The sequence below is a fragment of the Niastella populi genome, assembly GCF_002078015.1.
In the GTDB taxonomy this organism is placed as follows: domain Bacteria; phylum Bacteroidota; class Bacteroidia; order Chitinophagales; family Chitinophagaceae; genus Niastella; species Niastella populi.
On sequence record NZ_LWBP01000067.1, the window covers coordinates 83,832 to 102,120 of the forward strand.

Annotated in this window: 17 protein-coding genes; 8 read left to right on the forward strand and 9 right to left on the reverse strand. The window is 45.5% G+C overall.

Annotated elements, in window-relative coordinates; translation table 11 throughout:
• The first annotated feature begins 295 nt into the window (after window positions 1-295).
• Window positions 296-2,551 carry a sodium-translocating pyrophosphatase gene (locus A4R26_RS07760; protein ID WP_081163210.1) on the forward strand — a complete coding sequence of 752 codons (2,256 nt, stop codon included), beginning with the start codon at window positions 296-298 and terminating at the stop codon, window positions 2,549-2,551.
• A gap of 416 nt (window positions 2,552-2,967) precedes the next feature.
• Here the strand turns inward: A4R26_RS07760 and A4R26_RS07765 are convergent, their stop codons facing one another.
• The gene (locus A4R26_RS07765; RefSeq protein WP_081163214.1) at window positions 2,968-4,773 is read right to left on the reverse strand and encodes a BamA/TamA family outer membrane protein; all 1,806 of its coding nucleotides are present in this window, start codon (window positions 4,771-4,773) and stop codon (window positions 2,968-2,970) included.
• A 165-nt stretch (window positions 4,774-4,938) separates the two neighbouring features.
• Here A4R26_RS07765 and A4R26_RS07770 point away from each other — a divergent pair, with 165 nt between their 5' ends.
• The 3 genes from A4R26_RS07770 to A4R26_RS07780 all read left to right on the forward strand — a co-directional run bounded on the left by A4R26_RS07770 (window position 4,939) and on the right by A4R26_RS07780 (window position 8,454).
• A complete protein-coding gene (locus A4R26_RS07770; RefSeq protein WP_081163217.1) occupies window positions 4,939-5,826 on the forward strand; it encodes a sterol desaturase family protein in 888 nt (295 codons plus the stop codon).
• Window positions 5,827-6,213: 387 nt separating this feature from the next.
• Window positions 6,214-6,597, forward strand: a complete 384-nt coding sequence (locus tag A4R26_RS07775; protein WP_081163221.1) for a BlaI/MecI/CopY family transcriptional regulator — start codon at window positions 6,214-6,216, stop codon at window positions 6,595-6,597.
• 6 nt (window positions 6,598-6,603) lie between these two features.
• A complete protein-coding gene (locus A4R26_RS07780; protein ID WP_081163224.1) occupies window positions 6,604-8,454 on the forward strand; it encodes a M56 family metallopeptidase in 1,851 nt (616 codons plus the stop codon).
• Between the two features lie 1,256 nt (window positions 8,455-9,710).
• Here the strand turns inward: A4R26_RS07780 and A4R26_RS07790 are convergent.
• Window positions 9,711-10,343 (reverse strand): WbqC family protein, encoded by a 633-nt coding sequence (locus A4R26_RS07790; RefSeq protein ID WP_081163229.1) that lies wholly within the window; start codon window positions 10,341-10,343, stop codon window positions 9,711-9,713.
• Window positions 10,344-10,589: 246 nt separating this feature from the next.
• Between A4R26_RS07790 and A4R26_RS07795 the strand changes: the two genes are divergently transcribed.
• Both A4R26_RS07795 and A4R26_RS07805 read left to right on the forward strand, forming a co-directional pair.
• The gene (locus tag A4R26_RS07795; protein ID WP_133054586.1) at window positions 10,590-11,087 is read left to right on the forward strand and encodes an LEA/WHy family protein; all 498 of its coding nucleotides are present in this window, start codon (window positions 10,590-10,592) and stop codon (window positions 11,085-11,087) included.
• A gap of 780 nt (window positions 11,088-11,867) precedes the next feature.
• A complete protein-coding gene (locus A4R26_RS07805; protein WP_081163234.1) occupies window positions 11,868-12,224 on the forward strand; it encodes a heavy-metal-associated domain-containing protein in 357 nt (118 codons plus the stop codon).
• A gap of 104 nt (window positions 12,225-12,328) precedes the next feature.
• On the opposite strand, the gene pyrE is transcribed toward A4R26_RS07805, so the two are convergent.
• A complete protein-coding gene (gene pyrE / locus A4R26_RS07810) occupies window positions 12,329-12,964 on the reverse strand; it encodes an orotate phosphoribosyltransferase (protein WP_081163235.1) in 636 nt (211 codons plus the stop codon).
• Window positions 12,965-13,026: 62 nt separating this feature from the next.
• On the opposite strand from pyrE, the gene A4R26_RS07815 reads away from it, so the two are divergent.
• Window positions 13,027-13,650, forward strand: coding sequence for an NUDIX hydrolase (locus tag A4R26_RS07815; RefSeq protein ID WP_081163236.1), 624 nt, complete (start codon window positions 13,027-13,029; stop codon window positions 13,648-13,650).
• 51 nt (window positions 13,651-13,701) lie between these two features.
• On the opposite strand, the gene A4R26_RS07820 is transcribed toward A4R26_RS07815, so the two are convergent.
• The 6 genes from A4R26_RS07820 to A4R26_RS07845 all read right to left on the reverse strand — a co-directional run bounded on the left by A4R26_RS07820 (window position 13,702) and on the right by A4R26_RS07845 (window position 17,236).
• A complete protein-coding gene (locus tag A4R26_RS07820) occupies window positions 13,702-14,127 on the reverse strand; it encodes a hotdog fold thioesterase (RefSeq protein ID WP_081163237.1) in 426 nt (141 codons plus the stop codon).
• Between the two features lie 145 nt (window positions 14,128-14,272).
• On the reverse strand, window positions 14,273-14,737 hold the full coding sequence (gene coaD / locus A4R26_RS07825; protein ID WP_081163238.1) for a pantetheine-phosphate adenylyltransferase: 465 nt from the start codon (window positions 14,735-14,737) through the stop codon (window positions 14,273-14,275).
• A 28-nt stretch (window positions 14,738-14,765) separates the two neighbouring features.
• The gene (locus A4R26_RS07830; RefSeq protein WP_081163239.1) at window positions 14,766-15,701 is read right to left on the reverse strand and encodes an aspartate carbamoyltransferase catalytic subunit; all 936 of its coding nucleotides are present in this window, start codon (window positions 15,699-15,701) and stop codon (window positions 14,766-14,768) included.
• A gap of 80 nt (window positions 15,702-15,781) precedes the next feature.
• A complete protein-coding gene (gene pyrR, locus A4R26_RS07835; RefSeq protein ID WP_081163240.1) occupies window positions 15,782-16,303 on the reverse strand; it encodes a bifunctional pyr operon transcriptional regulator/uracil phosphoribosyltransferase PyrR in 522 nt (173 codons plus the stop codon).
• A gap of 50 nt (window positions 16,304-16,353) precedes the next feature.
• Complete coding sequence (locus tag A4R26_RS07840; RefSeq protein WP_165760187.1) at window positions 16,354-16,683, reverse strand: DUF2752 domain-containing protein; 330 nt, start codon at window positions 16,681-16,683, stop codon at window positions 16,354-16,356.
• A 58-nt stretch (window positions 16,684-16,741) separates the two neighbouring features.
• Window positions 16,742-17,236, reverse strand: a complete 495-nt coding sequence (locus A4R26_RS07845; protein ID WP_207625707.1) for a TM2 domain-containing protein — start codon at window positions 17,234-17,236, stop codon at window positions 16,742-16,744.
• A 410-nt stretch (window positions 17,237-17,646) separates the two neighbouring features.
• Between A4R26_RS07845 and A4R26_RS07850 the strand changes: the two genes are divergently transcribed.
• Window positions 17,647-18,186 (forward strand): outer membrane beta-barrel protein, encoded by a 540-nt coding sequence (locus A4R26_RS07850; protein WP_081163242.1) that lies wholly within the window; start codon window positions 17,647-17,649, stop codon window positions 18,184-18,186.
• The last annotated feature ends 103 nt before the right edge of the window (window positions 18,187-18,289 follow it).

Below are 18,289 nucleotides of genomic sequence, written 5' to 3' on the forward strand. Positions count from 1 at the left end.
GCGTCGTATGACGCGGCCTCCTGATTTGAATACCTTTAAGTGCTTGCGGCTTGAAACTTGCAGCTGTATTTGCTTGCCGCTTGAAGCTTGCAGCTGTATTTGCTTGCCGCTTGCAGCTTGCAGCTTACAGCTGTATTTGCTTTCAGCTTTTTTTATCACAGCTTTTCCCCAACCTGCCCTAACGGCATTAAAAACGAATTTCGCAATCCGCTGAAACGCAATCCCGTTTTAAATTTAAGCCGTTTTCCCCTATCTTCGTCAATCTCGTAAAAATCAAGAGAACAAGATCAAAACTATGGACAAACTGTTCTATCTGGTGCCACTCATGGGCATCCTCGGCTTGCTGTATACTTTCATCAAATTCAACTGGGTTTCAAAACAAGAAGCGGGCTCCGACCGCATGAAAGAAATCAGCACATACATAGCACAAGGTGCAATGGCCTTTTTACGGGCCGAATGGAAGATCCTGGGTTACTTCGTTGTGATCGTAGCCCTATTGCTTGGCGTAATGGCAAGTGCCAATCCCAATTCACATTGGGCAATTGCTTTGGCATTCGTTATTGGCGCCGTTTTCAGCGCTACAGCCGGTTACATCGGTATGCGCGTAGCCACCAAGGCAAACGTACGTACCGCGCACGCCGCCCGTACCAGTTTAAGCAAAGCCCTTGCGGTATCCTTTACCGGCGGCTCTGTGATGGGTTTGGGTGTTGCCGGTTTGGCCGTACTGGGTTTAAGCGGTTTATTCATCATCCTTAAAACCCTCTTTGCTCCCGAAGCATCAGTGAACTCAGAGGAAATGATCAGGACCATTGAAGTGCTTACCGGCTTTTCACTGGGTGCTGAATCCATTGCCCTGTTTGCCCGTGTTGGCGGTGGTATTTATACCAAAGCGGCCGACGTTGGCGCTGACCTCGTAGGGAAAGTGGAAGCCGGCATTCCGGAAGACGATCCGCGCAACCCCGCTACCATTGCCGATAACGTTGGCGACAACGTGGGCGATGTAGCCGGTATGGGCGCCGACCTCTTCGGTTCTTATGTGGCCACCGTATTAGCTACCATGGTACTGGGACAGGAAGCGGTTGTAACCAACGACCTGTTCAATGGTTATTCACTGATATTACTGCCTATGCTGATAGCCGGTGCAGGTATTTTGTTTTCAATAATAGGTACCCTCTTTGTACGCATCAGCGAATCGGCCGGTGTAAATACCAACACCGTGCAAAAAGCGCTGAACATGGGTAACTGGGGCTCTATCATCCTTACCGCTATCGCCTCCGTAGCGCTGGTGTTCTGGATACTGCCCGCCGGTGAGTTTCACCTGGTACGCGATACCATAAACGGATCACTGGTTGAAGGCGCCAAAACCTTCACCCGCGAAGGCATTCTCGGCGCCATCGTGGTTGGTCTTGTTGTAGGTACATTAATGAGTATCATTACCGAATATTATACTGCCATGGGTAAACGCCCGGTACTGAGTATCGTGCGTCAGTCGGGTACCGGCCATGCCACCAACGTAATCGGTGGTCTGGCGGTAGGTATGGAATCTACATTCTTACCCATTCTGGTGCTGGCAGGCGGTATCTGGGGTTCTTATATGTGCGCCGGTTTGTATGGTGTGGGTATTGCCGCTGCCGGTATGATGGCCACAACAGCCATGCAGTTGGCTATCGACGCCTTCGGCCCTATTGCCGATAACGCCGGTGGAATTGCCGAAATGAGCGAATTACCGAAAGAGGTACGCGAAAAGACCGACGTACTGGATGCCGTAGGCAACACTACCGCAGCTACCGGTAAAGGGTTCGCTATCGCATCTGCCGCCCTTACCGCCCTGGCCCTGTTCGCCGCATTCGTAGGCGTTGCCCGCATACCCGGTATAAACATTTATAAGGCCGATGTGCTGGCTGCCCTGTTCGTGGGTGGTATGATCCCCTTCATCTTCTCTTCGCTGGCTATACGCGCCGTAGGGCAGGCAGCCATGGCGATGGTGGAAGAAGTGCGCCGCCAGTTCAGAACCATTCCCGGCATCATGGAAGGTAAAGGCAAACCCGAATACGACAAATGCGTAGCCATCTCTACCGACGCTTCTATCAAAAAAATGATGCTGCCCGGGGCTATCGCCATTGTTTCACCGCTTATCATCGGTTTCTTAATGGGGCCCGAAGCTCTCGGCGGTTTCCTGGCAGGCGCCACCGTTAGCGGTGTGTTGATGGGTATGTTCCAGAACAACGCCGGCGGCGCCTGGGACAATGCTAAAAAATCTTTTGAAAAAGGGGTGGAGATCAACGGCCAAACCTATTACAAAAAAAGCGAGCCGCATAAGGCATCCGTAACCGGTGATACCGTTGGTGATCCGTTCAAAGATACCTCTGGCCCATCGATGAACATACTTATAAAATTAATGTCAATTGTGTCGCTGGTTATTGCGCCAACCCTTGCCCAGCTGTACAGTAACGGTGATACGCATACTGTAAACAAAGAAAAGAAATCTGTTATACCTGCACATAACCGTGACATAACAAATACTTATACAATAGAAAAAAAGCTTAATTAAGAATAGCAAAAAAAATTCTTAAAATATTCAATCAACGACATTATCTTTGGTGTAACAACTTAAGGCACTATATCATACCAAATACCAACGTCCCCATGTTTCTACATCGGGGACCCTTTTTTTTAAAGCACCTGCCACTAAAGCAGCACCTATAAAAAGATCTTCGTTTGAAATAGTATCTCTCACGCTTATACATGTTTACCCTTATAAAACTTATTACTTCGTACTTTCCGATTTGTATTTGTTACTGCCGCCTTTCCACTTATCAACTTATCAACTCGTCAACTCAACTCGTTAACTTGTCAACTCAACTCGTCAACACGTCAACACGTCAACACGTCAACACGTCAACACGTCAACTCGTTAACTCGTCAACTCGTTAACACGTCAACTCGTTAACTCGTTAACCTACTCCATCATCTCAATGCAGCAAACCACGGCGGTTCAACAAACGAACCGGTAAACTTCAATCTTAAATTACTGCTAAGCCTGAGTGTAAAATTGTTTACACCGAACAACGTGCGCGGGAACCAGGTAAAGCGGGCTTCAATTGTACCGAAGATGAGGTTTTCGTTACGGGTACGAACACCGCCGCCAACCGCCGGAAAAAAACCACCGCGCCACATTCCTGTATTTTCAGGCGTCATCCAGGTGGCCCTGGTAAAGGCAAAAAAACCGATCTTAAAACCAAGCAGGCTCCATCGGGTGAACATGCTGCTTTCAGTACCAAGAGAATACCGGTGTGTTGACCTTACGCTGTCGGTATTGAAACGCTCAAGACCGAATTCATTGTTTATATATAGCGGCTCATACACCCTGAGGTTATAAATACCGGCATAACTTATATTGGCAAACTGCCTGAATTTGTATTGGGGGGTTTCATACAAACGGCTGAACCAGGAAAAGTTTAAAAAAGCACTGTTGTCCTGCCATTCCTTCCGGTAATAATTGGTGCCCAACGCTACGAGATAGTTCCAGTAGTTATTACGTTTGTCTATCAGCCAATGCGAATACTCCCACCCTGCATATAAACGCCGAATTGAATCGGTTTGGGCCGGCCCAATAGTTATCTTACGCACCATACCAACCGGAATATCTTCGGTTCTTCCGAAACCATAAATATAATTCGTTCGATAAAAGTTTATCTTATACCAGGTGAACTGCCCCAATATATATCGTTTGTCAACATACCGCACATCAAATGTATCACGCCTGGGCGGTTGAACAAACTGCTGGTCAAAATATCTAACAGATACAAACCGGCGCCGCCGGTCATCCTCCCTCTGTTTCTTTTGTTTGTACATCCCAATGTTATACCCCAGCCACACATCGCCAAAATGATATTTATAATTACTGAACAGTGTTTCCGGTTTTTGATACACGTTAGTGCTCCGGTTCCAGCTTAATTCAAGCCCGCCGGCAAAACGGGCATTGGGTGTATACAGCGGCCGGTCGAGCTTGAGATAATACGCCCGTTCGTTCTCTGTGCCCAGCGAAGCGCCTTTATCGATGGTTGTATAGGCCGCCGCTACATTGATGAATGAACCGGCAATACTGGTTTTCCGATATGTTACCTGCGGCCCTATGGCGGGGCTGCGGGTACGATCGTATAACCCCGTAAGTTCGAGGCGCTGCGCCATGCCGAGGAAATTGGCATCATATACCGATAGTTGAAAATCCCTGATACCCGATGCTTTTACTTCTGCCCCCCAGCTAAACACATCGCGCAAACGTATATACACATCAACAGAGTCTTCCGCTACATGACGCAGTATGATACGCGCATCCTTGATAAAGTTTTGATCACGCAGGAAACGTTCATTATCCGCCAGCAGGTAAGGATCTGCCAGTTGTCCTTTTTTCACAAACAACAATTCCCTGATCACCCAATCCTGGGTATTGCTCTGTAACCGGTCGGCTGTTCTTGTAAGCGTACTGATTATCGACTGGGAGGTATCATTTACATTTTCACCAAATGACAAATTGCGGATAATGATGCGCCGGATAACCTTACCGGCAAATGGCCGGTACCCTTCTTCACTTCGTTGGAAAAAGGTAGAGTCCTGCCTCTTTTCACCAACCACCAGGAAATTCTGGTATACATCCCTGGCAAACGAGCCGATACGGGACTTCTTCTTCTTTGTGCTGTCCTGCCCCCGCACCGGGGCAAGAAGCCCGGTAAAACAACTGAAACAAAGTATATATTTAAGCGCTACATGCATATTGGCTGATGAAAGGGTAATGATAATTAACGCTTTATAAGTGCCGATAGTTTAATTACATCAATTATACCATGTTACGGATTGTGGTACAAGCCGGTTGGTAAAAGACGGATGTAGAAAAAAATCTACTTTTGCCATGATATTGCTCCATTAAACTGCCTGCCTATGGCTCCTGAGATCCTCTATTTTGCGATACCCGGTTTTGTGGTACTGCTGCTGCTGGAAGCATGGTATTCCCGGAGGGAACAAAAGGACTACTATGAGGTGAAGGACACCTTCAGCAGTCTGGCTATGGGCATCGGCAATGTGATATCGGGATTTGTGTCGAAATTAGTCGTTTTTGGCGCTTTTATACTGGTATACAAATTCCGGCTGTTCACGCTGCCCTTCACCTGGTGGATGTGGGTGCTGGCTTTCTTCGCCGACGATCTTTCCTACTACTGGTTTCATTATACTTCCCATAATATGCGCTGGTTCTGGGCGTCGCATGTGGTGCATCACTCCTCCCAGCGCTATAACCTGTCTACCGCATTGCGCCAAACCTGGACGGGTAACCTGACCGGCAGTTTTATATTCTGGATGTGGATGCCGTTGCTGGGCTTTCATCCCCTTGTGGTAATGCTGATGCAACAGATCAGCCTTATTTACCAGTTCTGGATCCATACCGAAGCCATTCACCTGTTGCCGCGTCCTATTGAGTTTATTTTCAATACGCCCAGCCACCACCGGGTGCACCACGGCAGCAATCTGAAATACCTCGATAAGAACCATGGCGGCGTACTCATTATCTGGGACCGGTTATTCGGCACTTTTCAACCGGAGGAAGAACGGCCCAGGTACGGACTTACCAAAAACATTGAAACGTACAACCCGGTGCGCATAGCCTTTAAAGAATGGGGCGATATGTTCAGGCAGGCCCGGCATGCGGGTTCGCTCCGCAATGGCATAAAATACCTGTTTCGCCCGCCAGGCTGGAGCCACAACGGAACAGGAAAGACAACCCGGGAACTTAAGAAAGCTGCTGATTCTCAGTTCTCAGTTCATAGTTCATAGTTCTCAGTTCACAGTTCATAGTTCTTAGTCCAAATTCACTACATCCCCCTTAATTACCTGTACGCCAGGCCGTGGTTTGCGGTCTAAAGCGCCCTTTTCCAGCATCGGCTTTACGCCAGATTGCACCGGATAGCAGGGCTGCTATGCAATTCCTATGCAATTCGGGTGCAACTCCAATGACTCTTTGTGAGGTATTGAGATACAGTATTGACAGTAAAGGTTATCAGTACAGGTACGCCGGCCTCAACTTATCAACCGCCAGTCCCCTTCCTCCCGCCCCCCGACCACCCATCGAAATACTATCCACGAAATTCTTCGTGTTATTTAAATTGTATTAACAAAACCTTACGAAATTTGTCGTATTTTTAGACAAATGTTGTTCCACTTATGGCTACTACAAAAACTATAAAACCCACAGAAAGCGAGTTGGAGATACTGCAGATCTTATGGAAGAAGGGCAATGCCAGCGTTCGTGAAGTGCATGAGGAATTACTGCAAACCAAAGAAGCCGGCTACACCACTACCCTGAAACTTATGCAGATCATGCATGAAAAAGGACTGGTTAAACGCGACGATAGCATCAAAACGCATATTTACCAGGCCGCGGTGAGCAAGGAAAAAACCCAAAAACATCTTTTGAACAAAATGATCGATACCGTCTTTGGCGGATCGCCCGGGGAACTGGTAATGCAGGCGCTGGGCAACCACAAAGCATCGGCAGAAGAACTGGAGGAGATCCAGAAAATTCTCGACAATCTGAAAAAACAATAGTAATACATGAATCTGTTGTACCAATCTGCTTTTCTTAAAGCGTTGGGATGGGCATTACTGAACAGCTTATGGCAAATGGCGTTGTTGTGGCTTGCGTACCTGGCAATAACCATGGGCGGAAAAAAGTTGCTATCCCGTCAACGACATGCAATAGCCCTGTTATCACTGGCCGGCGGTTCGCTTTGGTTTTTGGGAACCCTGGTCGTTAACCTGTACAAAGCAGCCAGCGGGCCGCAGGTGATAACCATTTATGTAGAGAATGACCCCGCTACCGGTTTGTGGCCGGGTTTCATTAACCAATGGTTTGAACCGGCGCTCCCCTTTTTATCGCTGTGCTATTTACTGGCAGCCGCCTTCCTTTTCATTCGATTTTATTTTCAATACCGCCATACTCAACGGTTGTTTACCACCGGTTTACAAAAAGCCGATCCTGAATGGAGGATCTTTCTGCAACAGGCTGTTCAGCACATGAGCATCAAAAAAAATGTGCAGATCTGGCTTTCCTCGCTGGTTGACACCCCGGTTACCCTCGGCGTATTCAAACCAATTATTTTATTACCGGTGGCGGCGGTAAACCACCTGTCGCTACATCAGGCCGAGGCAATTATCCTGCATGAGCTGAACCATATCCGCCGCAACGATTACCTGGTGAACCTGCTGATCGCCTGCGTGGATGTGATCCTGTTCTTCAACCCATTCGCCCGTTTGCTCACTTCCATCATTCGCAAAGAGCGCGAAAACTGCTGCGACGACCTGGTGCTTCAATTTCGTTATGAGCCCCAAAGCTATGCCCGCGCATTGCTTACTCTTGAGCAGAACCGCATCAATACCAGTGCATTAGCCCTGGCAGCTACAGGAAAAGACAAACACTTTTTACTGAACCGGGTAAAACGCATCCTCGGCAATGAACAGGTTGGCAACCCATTCAGTCAAAAACTGGTGGCCTACCTGCTCTCTACCCTGCTCATTGCCTTTATTGGCTGGTACAATCCCGGTAACATAATTATAAAAAAACTGGACGCCACCCGCGAACAAACCGCGGCTATTGAAACCGTGCAAACTTTTGTTACCCCGCCTGCAAAAGCGTCAATAGCAGCTCCTGTAACATTCGTAGCAGCTAATGAAACGCCGAAAAAACAACATACAGCCTGTACAAAACAGAACAATGAAACAAAAGACCCATTTAAAAAGCTGGAGCAGCTCATTGAACTAACCACCGAAGCCAGGCTGGCGGCGCTTACCAAACGCCTGGAAGAGTTGCCGGAAGAAATGGCTTTTGTAAATAATGTACAGATAGTGAATTATTCCTTACCGGAATTTAATACGCCCGATCCTCAACTTCCCCCGGCACAGGAAGTTTACCCCTATGTGCCCGGAAGCAGTTTTTATTTCCAGGCGGTTGAAGACACTTCCCTGCCCAAAAAATATATAATGACCCAAAGCGATGTAAAGGCAAAACTGGCCATGGAAAGATCGATGCAGGCTTTGCAGCAGGTTGACTGGAAAAAGCTGGAATCAACGCTTAAGGCCCAGGGCATGAAAGTAAATATCAGCCAGATACAGGCGGAAATAGAAAAAGCCATGTCGCAGATAGACTGGAAGAAAATGGACGATGAATCCGAAAATGCAATGGAAGAAGCCAACAACGAGATACAGAAAATGCGCAATGCTTTCACCGTGCAGTTAAGCCGTTCTCAAAATGAGCGCGCCATTCAACAGGAACGGATCAAAGAGGCCCAGCAGCGAATATTGATGGACCGGTTACGGCAACATGAGGAGCTCAAAAAAATGGAGCAGGAGAAGAAGAAAGAATGTAAGCACACAACTGGTAAGAAAAAGAGAATCGTTCAAATTTAAGATCTCAGTCCCCGCTATAAGACACCAGATCCCCGCCCGGTTGGCGGGGATTTTTTTGTGATCTACACAGGAACAAACATGAACAATATTATATATAAAAATATCAAATGTTAGTTTTTAAGCACTCAAAATCATTTCGCTAACAGCTGCATTAACGCCCGTTGGGAAGAACCGGCGCTCAACATTGCCACGCATTCTGCAACCCAAAATAGCGCCCATTACACTGCATTAAACCCTGTTCAAAAGCAGCGAGCCTTCAGATATCCCTTTCACTTTTTCACCCCGGGCAACGGTAAAAAACAAATTAAAAATGGTCTCTTTTGATACGATCTTTTCGAACTGAAGAAAGGAAGGCGTTGCAAATTCTGCAACAAATAAACCTACCAACTTGCAATAAACAGGTAACCAGGAGAAGACATCCTGCAAGGCCGGCTTTGCAAGCCGGCCTTTATAAGGCAGGAAATTTGGGAATGAGTCATGTGCATTGGATAAAGTTGGCTGGGAGGCGACTGGCTGGGAAATCACCTTCCAGTTTCCAATCGGGACCGGATTAAAGACAACAAAATCACGCGCTAAAGCTACGAACGGAAAACTACTAAGCCAATGATAAAGGCAAATACTTATTCATATATTTTAAAAAGTTGGCGAGGAACACATATAAATAAAGACAAATACCGGGCAGGTATCCCGCGGAACGACTTAAGCTGACGGAGTGACTTTATGGCAGATTTATTTGGCTGATTTATAAGGCGGCGGAAGACTTTATGAAGGTAATTCCTAAGGCTATTCTATATAAAACAAAATCCCGCTGTTAGCGGGATTTGTTGTTCGCAGTTGGTATTGGTTACGCAGACATTACCAAAATCGATACGGGTGTAACACCCTCAAAACTTTTATCAGTATCCTCCCTTTTATTACTTTCCGGGAGGCCGCTTCGTCATAACGATCATTAAGTCACTGTGTAAATTCACCGGCTTGTCCATTCACCGCACCTGTAAAAAAACTTTCCCTTGTACAACCACTCTCCTCAATTTCACCGGTATTAAAAATTCACAACCAGATGTGTGACTAACTGATAATCTACAGACATCTAAACATCTAAAGTTGCTGCAACAAATTTCTAAAAGAGTACAACAAAATGTAAAAAAATACCTGAATCGGTCAGGCTCCTATAAACCATACGCTCCCTGCTTTTTTGTAACCCGATCGATTTTCCCATTTCCAAAATTTGGAATTTTTCTGTTAACCGGCGCATCTTAAGCTTTCGAACCCAGGATATGGCGGGCATTTTTGCCTTCGCAAAACAACAGGTCTAAAATGGAAACATGAGGAATAAATCCTATCCGTTCTTCAAAAACCTGGTGGTAACGAACCGGGTCAGGGAAGTCGGTCTGAATGCTTTTGGGGGTTATTTTATTCCGCCAGTCAACCACTTGCGATTCGTCCACCCCATCCTGCTCACCAGGAACATATTTCAAATAATCAACATGAATGGGCGCTCCCAATTTCATCACAACCCAGTTAAGACAGATCCGGTTCCACTCATGTAACAGCTCCACCGGCTGCCGGTACAGGCCGGCTAACTCGGGTTCAAAAAAGGCAAACCAGGGCGACCGGTTATAACAGGAGGTGATGGTTTTCCAATGTTGCGCCTGCCAGGGTTTCCGGTTATCGATGGCCACTTCTTTCAACAACCTTTTCTGCTCGCGTCCTTCCAGCACCGGAATGCTCAGGTTGATGGCACCGTGCGAGCCAACTACCACACAGCGGTTCCTGAAACTCATTTTTCGCCAGGGTTCATATTCGTCAAATTTTATATTCGAAACTTCAATTGACTTTTTCATCAAAGTAACACTCGGAAAATATTGACTTTCAACTAATAACTTCATACAATCTCTATTTTCTCATTTTTTGTTTAAGATTGGCCCAAAATGAGTGAAAAACATCCATTTTATGTGCTTAAAATTTGGTATTTTAATTATAATTAAACCATGTATTTTATCTGATAATTAAAATTTTACTTCAAATAACATCTACTAAAAATACTGGCAGTCGATTTTGGGCTTTTTTGTAAATTTTGAGGCCTCTAAATCTAAAGTTCTTAGCAAAGAAAAACCTAAAGTACGATCCCTTTTTTGGCCGGAAAAATTTATCCGGTACATTGTGGCCTAAAAATCATCGACATGCAAAAAATTAGCTGGTGGTTGCTCCTACCCTTGCTGGCAGTTGGCTGTGCCAAACCGACAGGCTTCGATTATCTCGGCGTGAGAAATTTTAAGGTGATCAAATTCGGGTTGAAGGAATCGACGGTGGGGGCAGACGTGGAATTTTATAATCCGAACCGGTACCCCGTGACCATGAAAGGAGGGTCGGTTGACGTGTATGCCAACAACAGTTATTTTGGAAAAACGACCCTTGACTCAAGCATCCAGATTCCTAAAAAAGATACCTTTTTGTTGCCGGTGGTTTTAAAAGTCGACATGAATAATACCGCTATCGGATTGATACAAACCCTGGCGGCGGGTCAGGACAGTGTACATATTAAACTGGACGGAAGTGCAAAAGTTGGTCGCGGCGGATTATTTATAAACTACCCGATCAGGTATGCCGGCATGCAAAAAATCAAATTTTAAGACCCGGGAGTCGGGGCATTTTTCTCAATAATTAAAATTCCAAAATTTGGAATCAGTTACCTGGTTCCAAATTCAAAAAGCCTTTCTTTCCAAAAATTGGAGCAGCCGTTTTACCGGAAAATATTTCGAAAAAAATTTTTGCGGTATGCAACCATTTTAAAGAATTCAGGAATTTTTTTTGACTGCCTGACGAAGATCATTCTTTGAGCAGATCAAAAAATAACAAGGCCGCCAGTTCAAAAATATCGCTCCATCCCACCCCGCCTATTGACCGGTTTTGAAAAAAGTACAACCGGTGATCGACAATCGCTGACCAGGAACCGCCCATTTTTTGGTGAACCTGTTGACCATTTATTAAAAAACCGACCTTCCATTAACATGGCAAACTGGTCGGCAACTGCTCAATTTTGATAAAATTTTTTGCGGTGGTGAATGAATTTTAGTGCGGCCAATTTTGAAGTCCTGGCTAAAAAGGCGGCTTCCCGTTTCCGTTTGCACCGGTTTTCTATCGTTAAAAAACTACGTGGTTTGCCCGGAAAACCGGCGGCTGATCGTTTCATTTTTATGTCATGTTGGCGGCAAATTTTTCGGCGTTGCATTAAAAATGTGCGCTTAAAAAAAGCAACGCCTGCGCTCGCCCACGGATACTTACGACCGAAAGTTACCCGCCGGCCAATCGTATTATTTGCCTGCCGGCGCGTTTGTTTTTGCCTGGCGCCATTGATAAAAAATTAACGAAAATGATGTGCTGAAATAATTACTTTTGGAAAAACAAGTGGTATGAAGAAATTACTTTTACTGGCCATCGCCGTTATGGGAATTACCACCTTCGCTTCCTCACAGGTTAAAAAAGGGATTCAAACTGTAACCATTCAAACCCCAACCGTTCAATGCGAAAGTTGCAAAAAACGCATTGAGGCATACCTGAAACGCGAAGATGGAGTTCAGAAATCGAATGTAGATTTCAAGAAGCATGTTACTAAAGTTACCTTTTATGCAGAGCGTACCAATGCGGAAAATATTAAGGCCGCCATCGCCAATGCAGGGTATGATGCCGATGATGTAAAGGCAGAACCTGACGCATACGAAAAACTGCCCAAATGCTGTAAAAAGCCTGAAGACGGCGGCGGTATGTAGTAGCTATTAATAAAATTTCTATATAAAAAAAACCGCCTGCAGGCGGTTTTTTTTATGGGTCACCGGGTTTACCAGTCAACTTGTTAATTAGTGAACCCGTTAACTTATTTCCCTGTCCAGTTGGCCGGATCCTTCCGCCATTCCATTAGAATTTCCTGTTGGTCGGCAGAAACAACGCCTTTTTCAACGGCCAGTTCTATGAGGCTTCCGTAGTTGGTAAGAGAGATATATGGCACCCCGGCTTTGGCAAAATTTTCGGTTGCCACCGGAAAACCGTAGGTAAAGATCGACACCATTCCCAGCACTTCCAGGCCTGCCGCCTTCGCCACATCCACCACCTGCAAACTGCTTTTACCGGTTGAAATGAGGTCCTCGATGATCACCACTTTTTGGCCGGCCGTATAATATCCTTCTATCTGGTTGCCCAATCCATGTTCTTTTGGTTTTGGGCGTACATATATATAAGGCAGCTTCAACTGGTCGGCAGCCATAGCGCCCCAGGCAATACCTGCGGTTGCTACCCCGGCCAGCAACTCACCTTCGGGAAAATCCTGGAAGATCACATTGCACATTTCCGATTTTATAAAATCGCGAATGAAGGGAAATGATAATACCCGGCGGTTATCGCAGTAAATGGGGCTTTTCCATCCCGAGGCCCAGGTAAAGGGTTGTGCGGGATTTAATTTAATAGCATTACTTTGTAATAACTTTTCGGCTACAGCCTTTTCGTTCGAAGACATATTATTGATTAAGTTATTTGCGGCGAAATTGGCCTTTGATACCTGAAAACTGAAAATAAGTTATGCACATAAAGATATACTTTAACGAGAAACCGTTGTTCCTTACCGATTCCATTACCCCCGAAATTGAACCGTTTGCGCATCATGACGATGCCGTGCTAATAGATGAATTCTCGCATGGCGGCATCAATTCCATGATCCATGAAATGCGGCAGGACAAGGTGCATGCCGGCATTTACCTTCACAATAATGTCGAAGAGCTCAGAAAAGCGTTCTGGAAAAAGTTCATTATGATAAAAGCTGCCGGCGGTTTGGTAAAAAACGAAGCCGGGGAACTGTTGTTCATCTTCCGCCGCGGAAAATGGGACCTTCCAAAGGGCAAACTCGACGACGGCGAAACGCTGGAGGAATGTGCGGTGCGGGAAATACAGGAAGAAACCGGTTTACAGCAGGTTGAATTGAAAAATCACCTCATTACCACCTGGCATACCTACGATGAAAGTGGTCATCATATTCTGAAAGAAACGGCCTGGTACCTGTTATCGGCGCCCAAAAAGCAGGCTTTAACGCCGCAAACCATTGAACAGATAACACAAATTGAATGGGGAGCGCCTGCTGACCTGAATAACTATGTTTCGAATACTTTCCCGGCTATAATCGATGTGCTGAAGGCGGCGGGATACTAAATGGAAAGTTATTCAGTTCATAAGTTATTCAGTTCCATATGGCTAAATAACTTATTGTTTTTTAAGAACAGCCACCGTAAGCCTGCTTACGCAAACCAGTTTTTCCCGTTCGTCGTGGATCTTGATATCCCAAACATGGGTTGATGCGCCTATATGGAGGGGTTTCGCTATGCCGGTAACAATGCCTTCGCGTACCCCGCGAATATGGTTGGCATTGATCTCAAGGCCTACGCAAATGAATTTTTCCTGGTCAATTACCAGCGCAGAAGCTACGCTGCCCAGGGTTTCGGCCAGCACGCAGGACGCGCCGCCATGCAGCAAGCCATAAGGCTGCCGGGTGCGGGCATCCACCGGCATGGTTCCCTTTATGTAATCGGGCCCCACCTCCGTGAACACAAGTCCGATATGTTCACCCATGGTGCCCTTGCCGAGATGAATGATCTCCTGTAAAAGCAGGTCTTTTTTATGCCAGATCATAAATAATGTGATAATGTGATAATTTGCTAATGTGATAATGAAATACAGGCTTAGTGAGTGCTTACGCGAGAGCTTTGAAATTTATAAGAACTGTTGAGCCAAAGGCACTATCACATTATCTCATTATCAAATTAGCTAATTAGTTTTAAATGTCTTTCGAAACGGCTTCGGGCAGGAACTGCCGGGCATCGCCCCCGTTCCTGATCACATCCCTTACCAGTGTAGAAGCTACGGACGTGTATTGAGGCAGGCAGGTAAGAAAAACAGTTTCAATGTCCCTGTCAAGACTGCGGTTCATATCAGCAATGGCCTTTTCATATTCAAAATCGTTCACGTACCGTATACCGCGAACGATAAAATTAGCCCCCACTTTACGGCAGCATTCCACCGTAAGCCCCTCATACACTTCCACTTTCACCTTAGGGTTCTCGCCAAATATTTCGCGGATCCATTTCATCCGTTGCTCTTCTGAAAACATGGCCGTTTTATTTGCGTTTCGCCCGATACCAATAACGAGCCTGTCAAATAACGGAAGCGCACGATGAATGATATCCAGGTGACCAATGGTAATAGGATCAAAGGTCCCCGGAAATAAGGCAATGCGTTGCATGTATAAGTATTAAGTGTATAACGAGAAACTAGTTTGTCATTTCCCTTCCGCCCGATAACAGGTACAACACTGCCATACGCACCGCTACCCCATTTTCTACCTGTTGCAAAATGATCGACTGGTTGCTGTCGGCGGCATCACTGTCAAGTTCCACGCCCCTGTTGATGGGCCCGGGGTGCATGATCACGATCTTCTTGTTCAGGCTGTCGAGCAAACGCTTGTTTATTCCATACGCCAGGCTGTATTCGCGCAGTGAGGAGAACAATACCTGGTTCTGACGTTCGAGCTGAATACGCAGCACATTGGCCACATCGCACCACTCGAGCGCCTTTTGCAGGTTGTATTCAACCCTGATATCGAAAGCCTCCTGAATGTATTTGGGAATAAGCGTTGGCGGACCGGCCACGGTTACTTCAGCGCCCATTTTCTTAAGCAGGTAAATATTGCTCATGGCCACCCGGGAGTGCATAATATCGCCAATGATCGCTACTTTGAGGCCTTCGAGGCGGCCCAGCTTTTCACGCATGGAGAAAGCATCGAGCAAACCCTGTGTGGGGTGTTCATTGATGCCGTCACCCGCGTTTACGATAGCAGCGGGAATGTGTTTGGCCAGAAAATGCGGAGCGCCGCTGGCGCTATGCCGCATAACCACCATATCCACTTTCATCGACAGAATATTATTCACGGTATCCAACAGGGTTTCTCCCTTTGAAACGGAAGAAGCGCTGGCCGTAAAATTGATGGTGTCTGCACTCAGCCGCTTTTCAGCGAGTTCAAAAGAGATCCTGGTACGGGTAGAATTTTCGAAAAATAAATTCACGATGGTAACATCCCGTAAGGAAGGAACTTTCTTGATAGGACGTTGTAAAACTTCCTTGAATTGAGTGGCAGTATCTAAAATAATCTGAATGTCCTGACGGGTGAGATCCCGTATGCCGAGCAGATGTTTTACTGAAAGTTGCATTTCAAGCAGCGAAATTAAGGGAAAAATGAATTAGTTGCCTGTTACTTTTTCTACCGCACGGGTGCGGCACAAATCAGCACCTATAAAAGCACAACCTCTTCTTTCCCATCGCGTTCCTTCCAGAATACCTTTACTTTTTGCGACACGATGGAATCGATGGACCGGCCGGTATAATCGGGTTGAATGGGCAATTGCCGGCTGAAACGGCGATCGATCAATACGCAAAGCTCCACCTTGGCCGGGCGCCCGAAATCGAGCAGGGCATCCAGCGCCGCCCTGATGGTACGCCCGGTGTACAATACATCGTCGATCAACACCACATTCTTGTTTTCAATGCTAAAGGGAATATCGGTATGATTGGGCACGTGGATCTGGTTGCGTACATCATCCCGGTAAAAAGTAATATCCAGCCGCCCGTACTGCACTTTTTCAGGCGCCACCAGCTGGCGGATCACCTGTATCATTTGATCGCTTACAAAAATGCCCCGCGGCTGAATGCCGATAAAAACCGTGTTTTCGAGATCAATATTATTCTCCAGAACCTGGTGACTAAGCCGCCGGATTATAATGGCCAGTTGCTGTTCATTTAAAATCGTCTTCAAGGAAAATAGTTTGATAAAAAACGCAAATTAGGGGTTTTTCCCCTTGCGTCCTAGCACCCGGCCATTCCCGCCCTCCTTTTTTGATACGCTTTAAGAATTTTCAATTCCTTTATGCCCCACTGTACCCAAACTATGGCAACCATGGGCAGCGCTATAAACGACATCATATTATAAGCATATGCCTCTTCCCAGTCGAAATGGATGAGGTGCATGCAGCCACGGGTTAAGCCACAGGCAGGGCAATCGCGGCCAAGTAATAATTTTGATAAACAAACCGATTCGCCGCCATCGAAAAAACCGGCAGGGAATAACAATAATAATATAGGTGTAACAATAATCAATACAAGTTTACCTATTGTATAGTAATATCTGAAGTTCATCTTCCATATATTAAAAGGTTCCGATGCCGGCATCGAAACCTCCTGATCATTTAAAAGTTTAGAAAGTAACGTCGTAATCGGCATCCTTAGGCTTCAGATCGCCCAACAGAATACGAACAAAATCGATCAATGCCCAAATACCGCAACCGCCTAAAGTGAAGATCTGAACAATGCCCTGCCATGTATATCCTAAATAAAAACGATGAATACCAATACCGCCTAAAAAGAAACAAAGAATGGCGGCAACAATTTGCGACTTCTCACCAGCAGCAGCGGGGTTGGCAATAGTTCTGGATGCGATCTTTTTGCCGAAGACCTTCAATGCAACCTTTTCTTTAAAGCTTAATTTGCTTCCTTTAAGATCTTCTGCAATTCCTTTCAATTCTTTGTACGATACCTTACCATCAGCAGCAGCAGCATTATATGCCTGTGTTGCCTGTTGCATTTTTGTTGGCGCTTCTGACGTGTTGCCGGCGGGTATGGCAGCTGAAAATAGTACAAAGGAAATTGAGAGCACAGCAAGAACTGTGAATGTTCTTAAAACTTTCTTCATGATTAACTGAGTTTTCAACAAAGTAAATCCTGAATAAGGTCATAGAAGATGGCAAGCGTTATGAATTGCGCATTTTGCTGATTGAAGTGACGAAGCAGATAGAAGAAGGAAGGTAACTACAATGCATTTTACCCACAAACCATCATAGTAAAATAGAGCAAAGTATAAGATAACAATGCATCATGCATACACACGTATATGCGTGTGGTCATAAAGTTGCTGTTTTAACAACTATAGTTTATTATGTACGCATAACGCTTATCTTGAGGTATTATTGAGAATGATCAAATAAAAAAAATTATAATTATCTGCACAATAATAAAGTATTGCACATTACTTTTATTTTAAATTTTTGACATTACTTTTGAGCCCGTTAAAAATCACTATTACACCTGGTAAAAACTAAAACAATGAAAAAGGTTTTATTCGCTGCCTTCTTGCTTGTTAGTTCCAACGCAATTTTTGCCCAGATCAACAAAGGCCAATGGCTGGTTGGCGGGCAGGTTAACTTTACATCGAGCAAGTACGGCGATGTTGATGACAGTAAGAACACACGTTTCGAGATCAGCCCTAATGCAGGTTATTTCTTTATCGACAAACTGGCCGGTGGTTTACGTTTAAGCTACATCAGTGATAAAGACAAAACTGACGATGACGCATCTACACAATTCACTGCAGCTCCTTTCGTACGTTATTATTTCCTGGATGCAGCGCAGAAAGTAAACATTTTTGCTGATGCTTCTTATGGTTTTGGTAGCACTGGTGCTAAGGATAAAGAAAGCCTGAACTTCTGGGCAATCCAGGCAGGTCCTGCAGTATTCCTTACTCCTAACACCGCCCTTGAATTAACCCTGGGTTATAAATCATTCGGTGGCGATGCTTATGGTGATGACAGATGGAAACAATTTGGTGTGAACATCGGTTTCCAGATTCACCTGGGCGGAAAATAATTTGGTTATTTTTCAATCTCTCATAAAGAAGCCCTCCCGATGCATCGGGAGGGCTTTTAATTTATATGAGCATTTAACTATAAACTTTGAACTAAGAACTATG

Coding starts and splice junctions, on each gene's coding strand:
- A4R26_RS07760 (WP_081163210.1), top strand. CDS start 296: ATGGACAAACTGTTCTATCTGGTGCCACTCATGGGCATCCTCGGCTTG.
- A4R26_RS07765 (WP_081163214.1), bottom strand. CDS start 4,773: ATGCATGTAGCGCTTAAATATATACTTTGTTTCAGTTGTTTTACCGGG.
- A4R26_RS07770 (WP_081163217.1), top strand. CDS start 4,939: ATGGCTCCTGAGATCCTCTATTTTGCGATACCCGGTTTTGTGGTACTG.
- A4R26_RS07775 (WP_081163221.1), top strand. CDS start 6,214: ATGGCTACTACAAAAACTATAAAACCCACAGAAAGCGAGTTGGAGATA.
- A4R26_RS07780 (WP_081163224.1), top strand. CDS start 6,604: ATGAATCTGTTGTACCAATCTGCTTTTCTTAAAGCGTTGGGATGGGCA.
- A4R26_RS07790 (WP_081163229.1), bottom strand. CDS start 10,343: ATGAAGTTATTAGTTGAAAGTCAATATTTTCCGAGTGTTACTTTGATG.
- A4R26_RS07805 (WP_081163234.1), top strand. CDS start 11,868: ATGAAGAAATTACTTTTACTGGCCATCGCCGTTATGGGAATTACCACC.
- pyrE (WP_081163235.1), bottom strand. CDS start 12,964: ATGTCTTCGAACGAAAAGGCTGTAGCCGAAAAGTTATTACAAAGTAAT.
- A4R26_RS07815 (WP_081163236.1), top strand. CDS start 13,027: ATGCACATAAAGATATACTTTAACGAGAAACCGTTGTTCCTTACCGAT.
- A4R26_RS07820 (WP_081163237.1), bottom strand. CDS start 14,127: ATGATCTGGCATAAAAAAGACCTGCTTTTACAGGAGATCATTCATCTC.
- coaD (WP_081163238.1), bottom strand. CDS start 14,737: ATGCAACGCATTGCCTTATTTCCGGGGACCTTTGATCCTATTACCATT.
- A4R26_RS07830 (WP_081163239.1), bottom strand. CDS start 15,701: ATGCAACTTTCAGTAAAACATCTGCTCGGCATACGGGATCTCACCCGT.
- A4R26_RS07840 (WP_165760187.1), bottom strand. CDS start 16,683: ATGAACTTCAGATATTACTATACAATAGGTAAACTTGTATTGATTATT.
- A4R26_RS07845 (WP_207625707.1), bottom strand. CDS start 17,236: ATGAAGAAAGTTTTAAGAACATTCACAGTTCTTGCTGTGCTCTCAATT.
- A4R26_RS07850 (WP_081163242.1), top strand. CDS start 17,647: ATGAAAAAGGTTTTATTCGCTGCCTTCTTGCTTGTTAGTTCCAACGCA.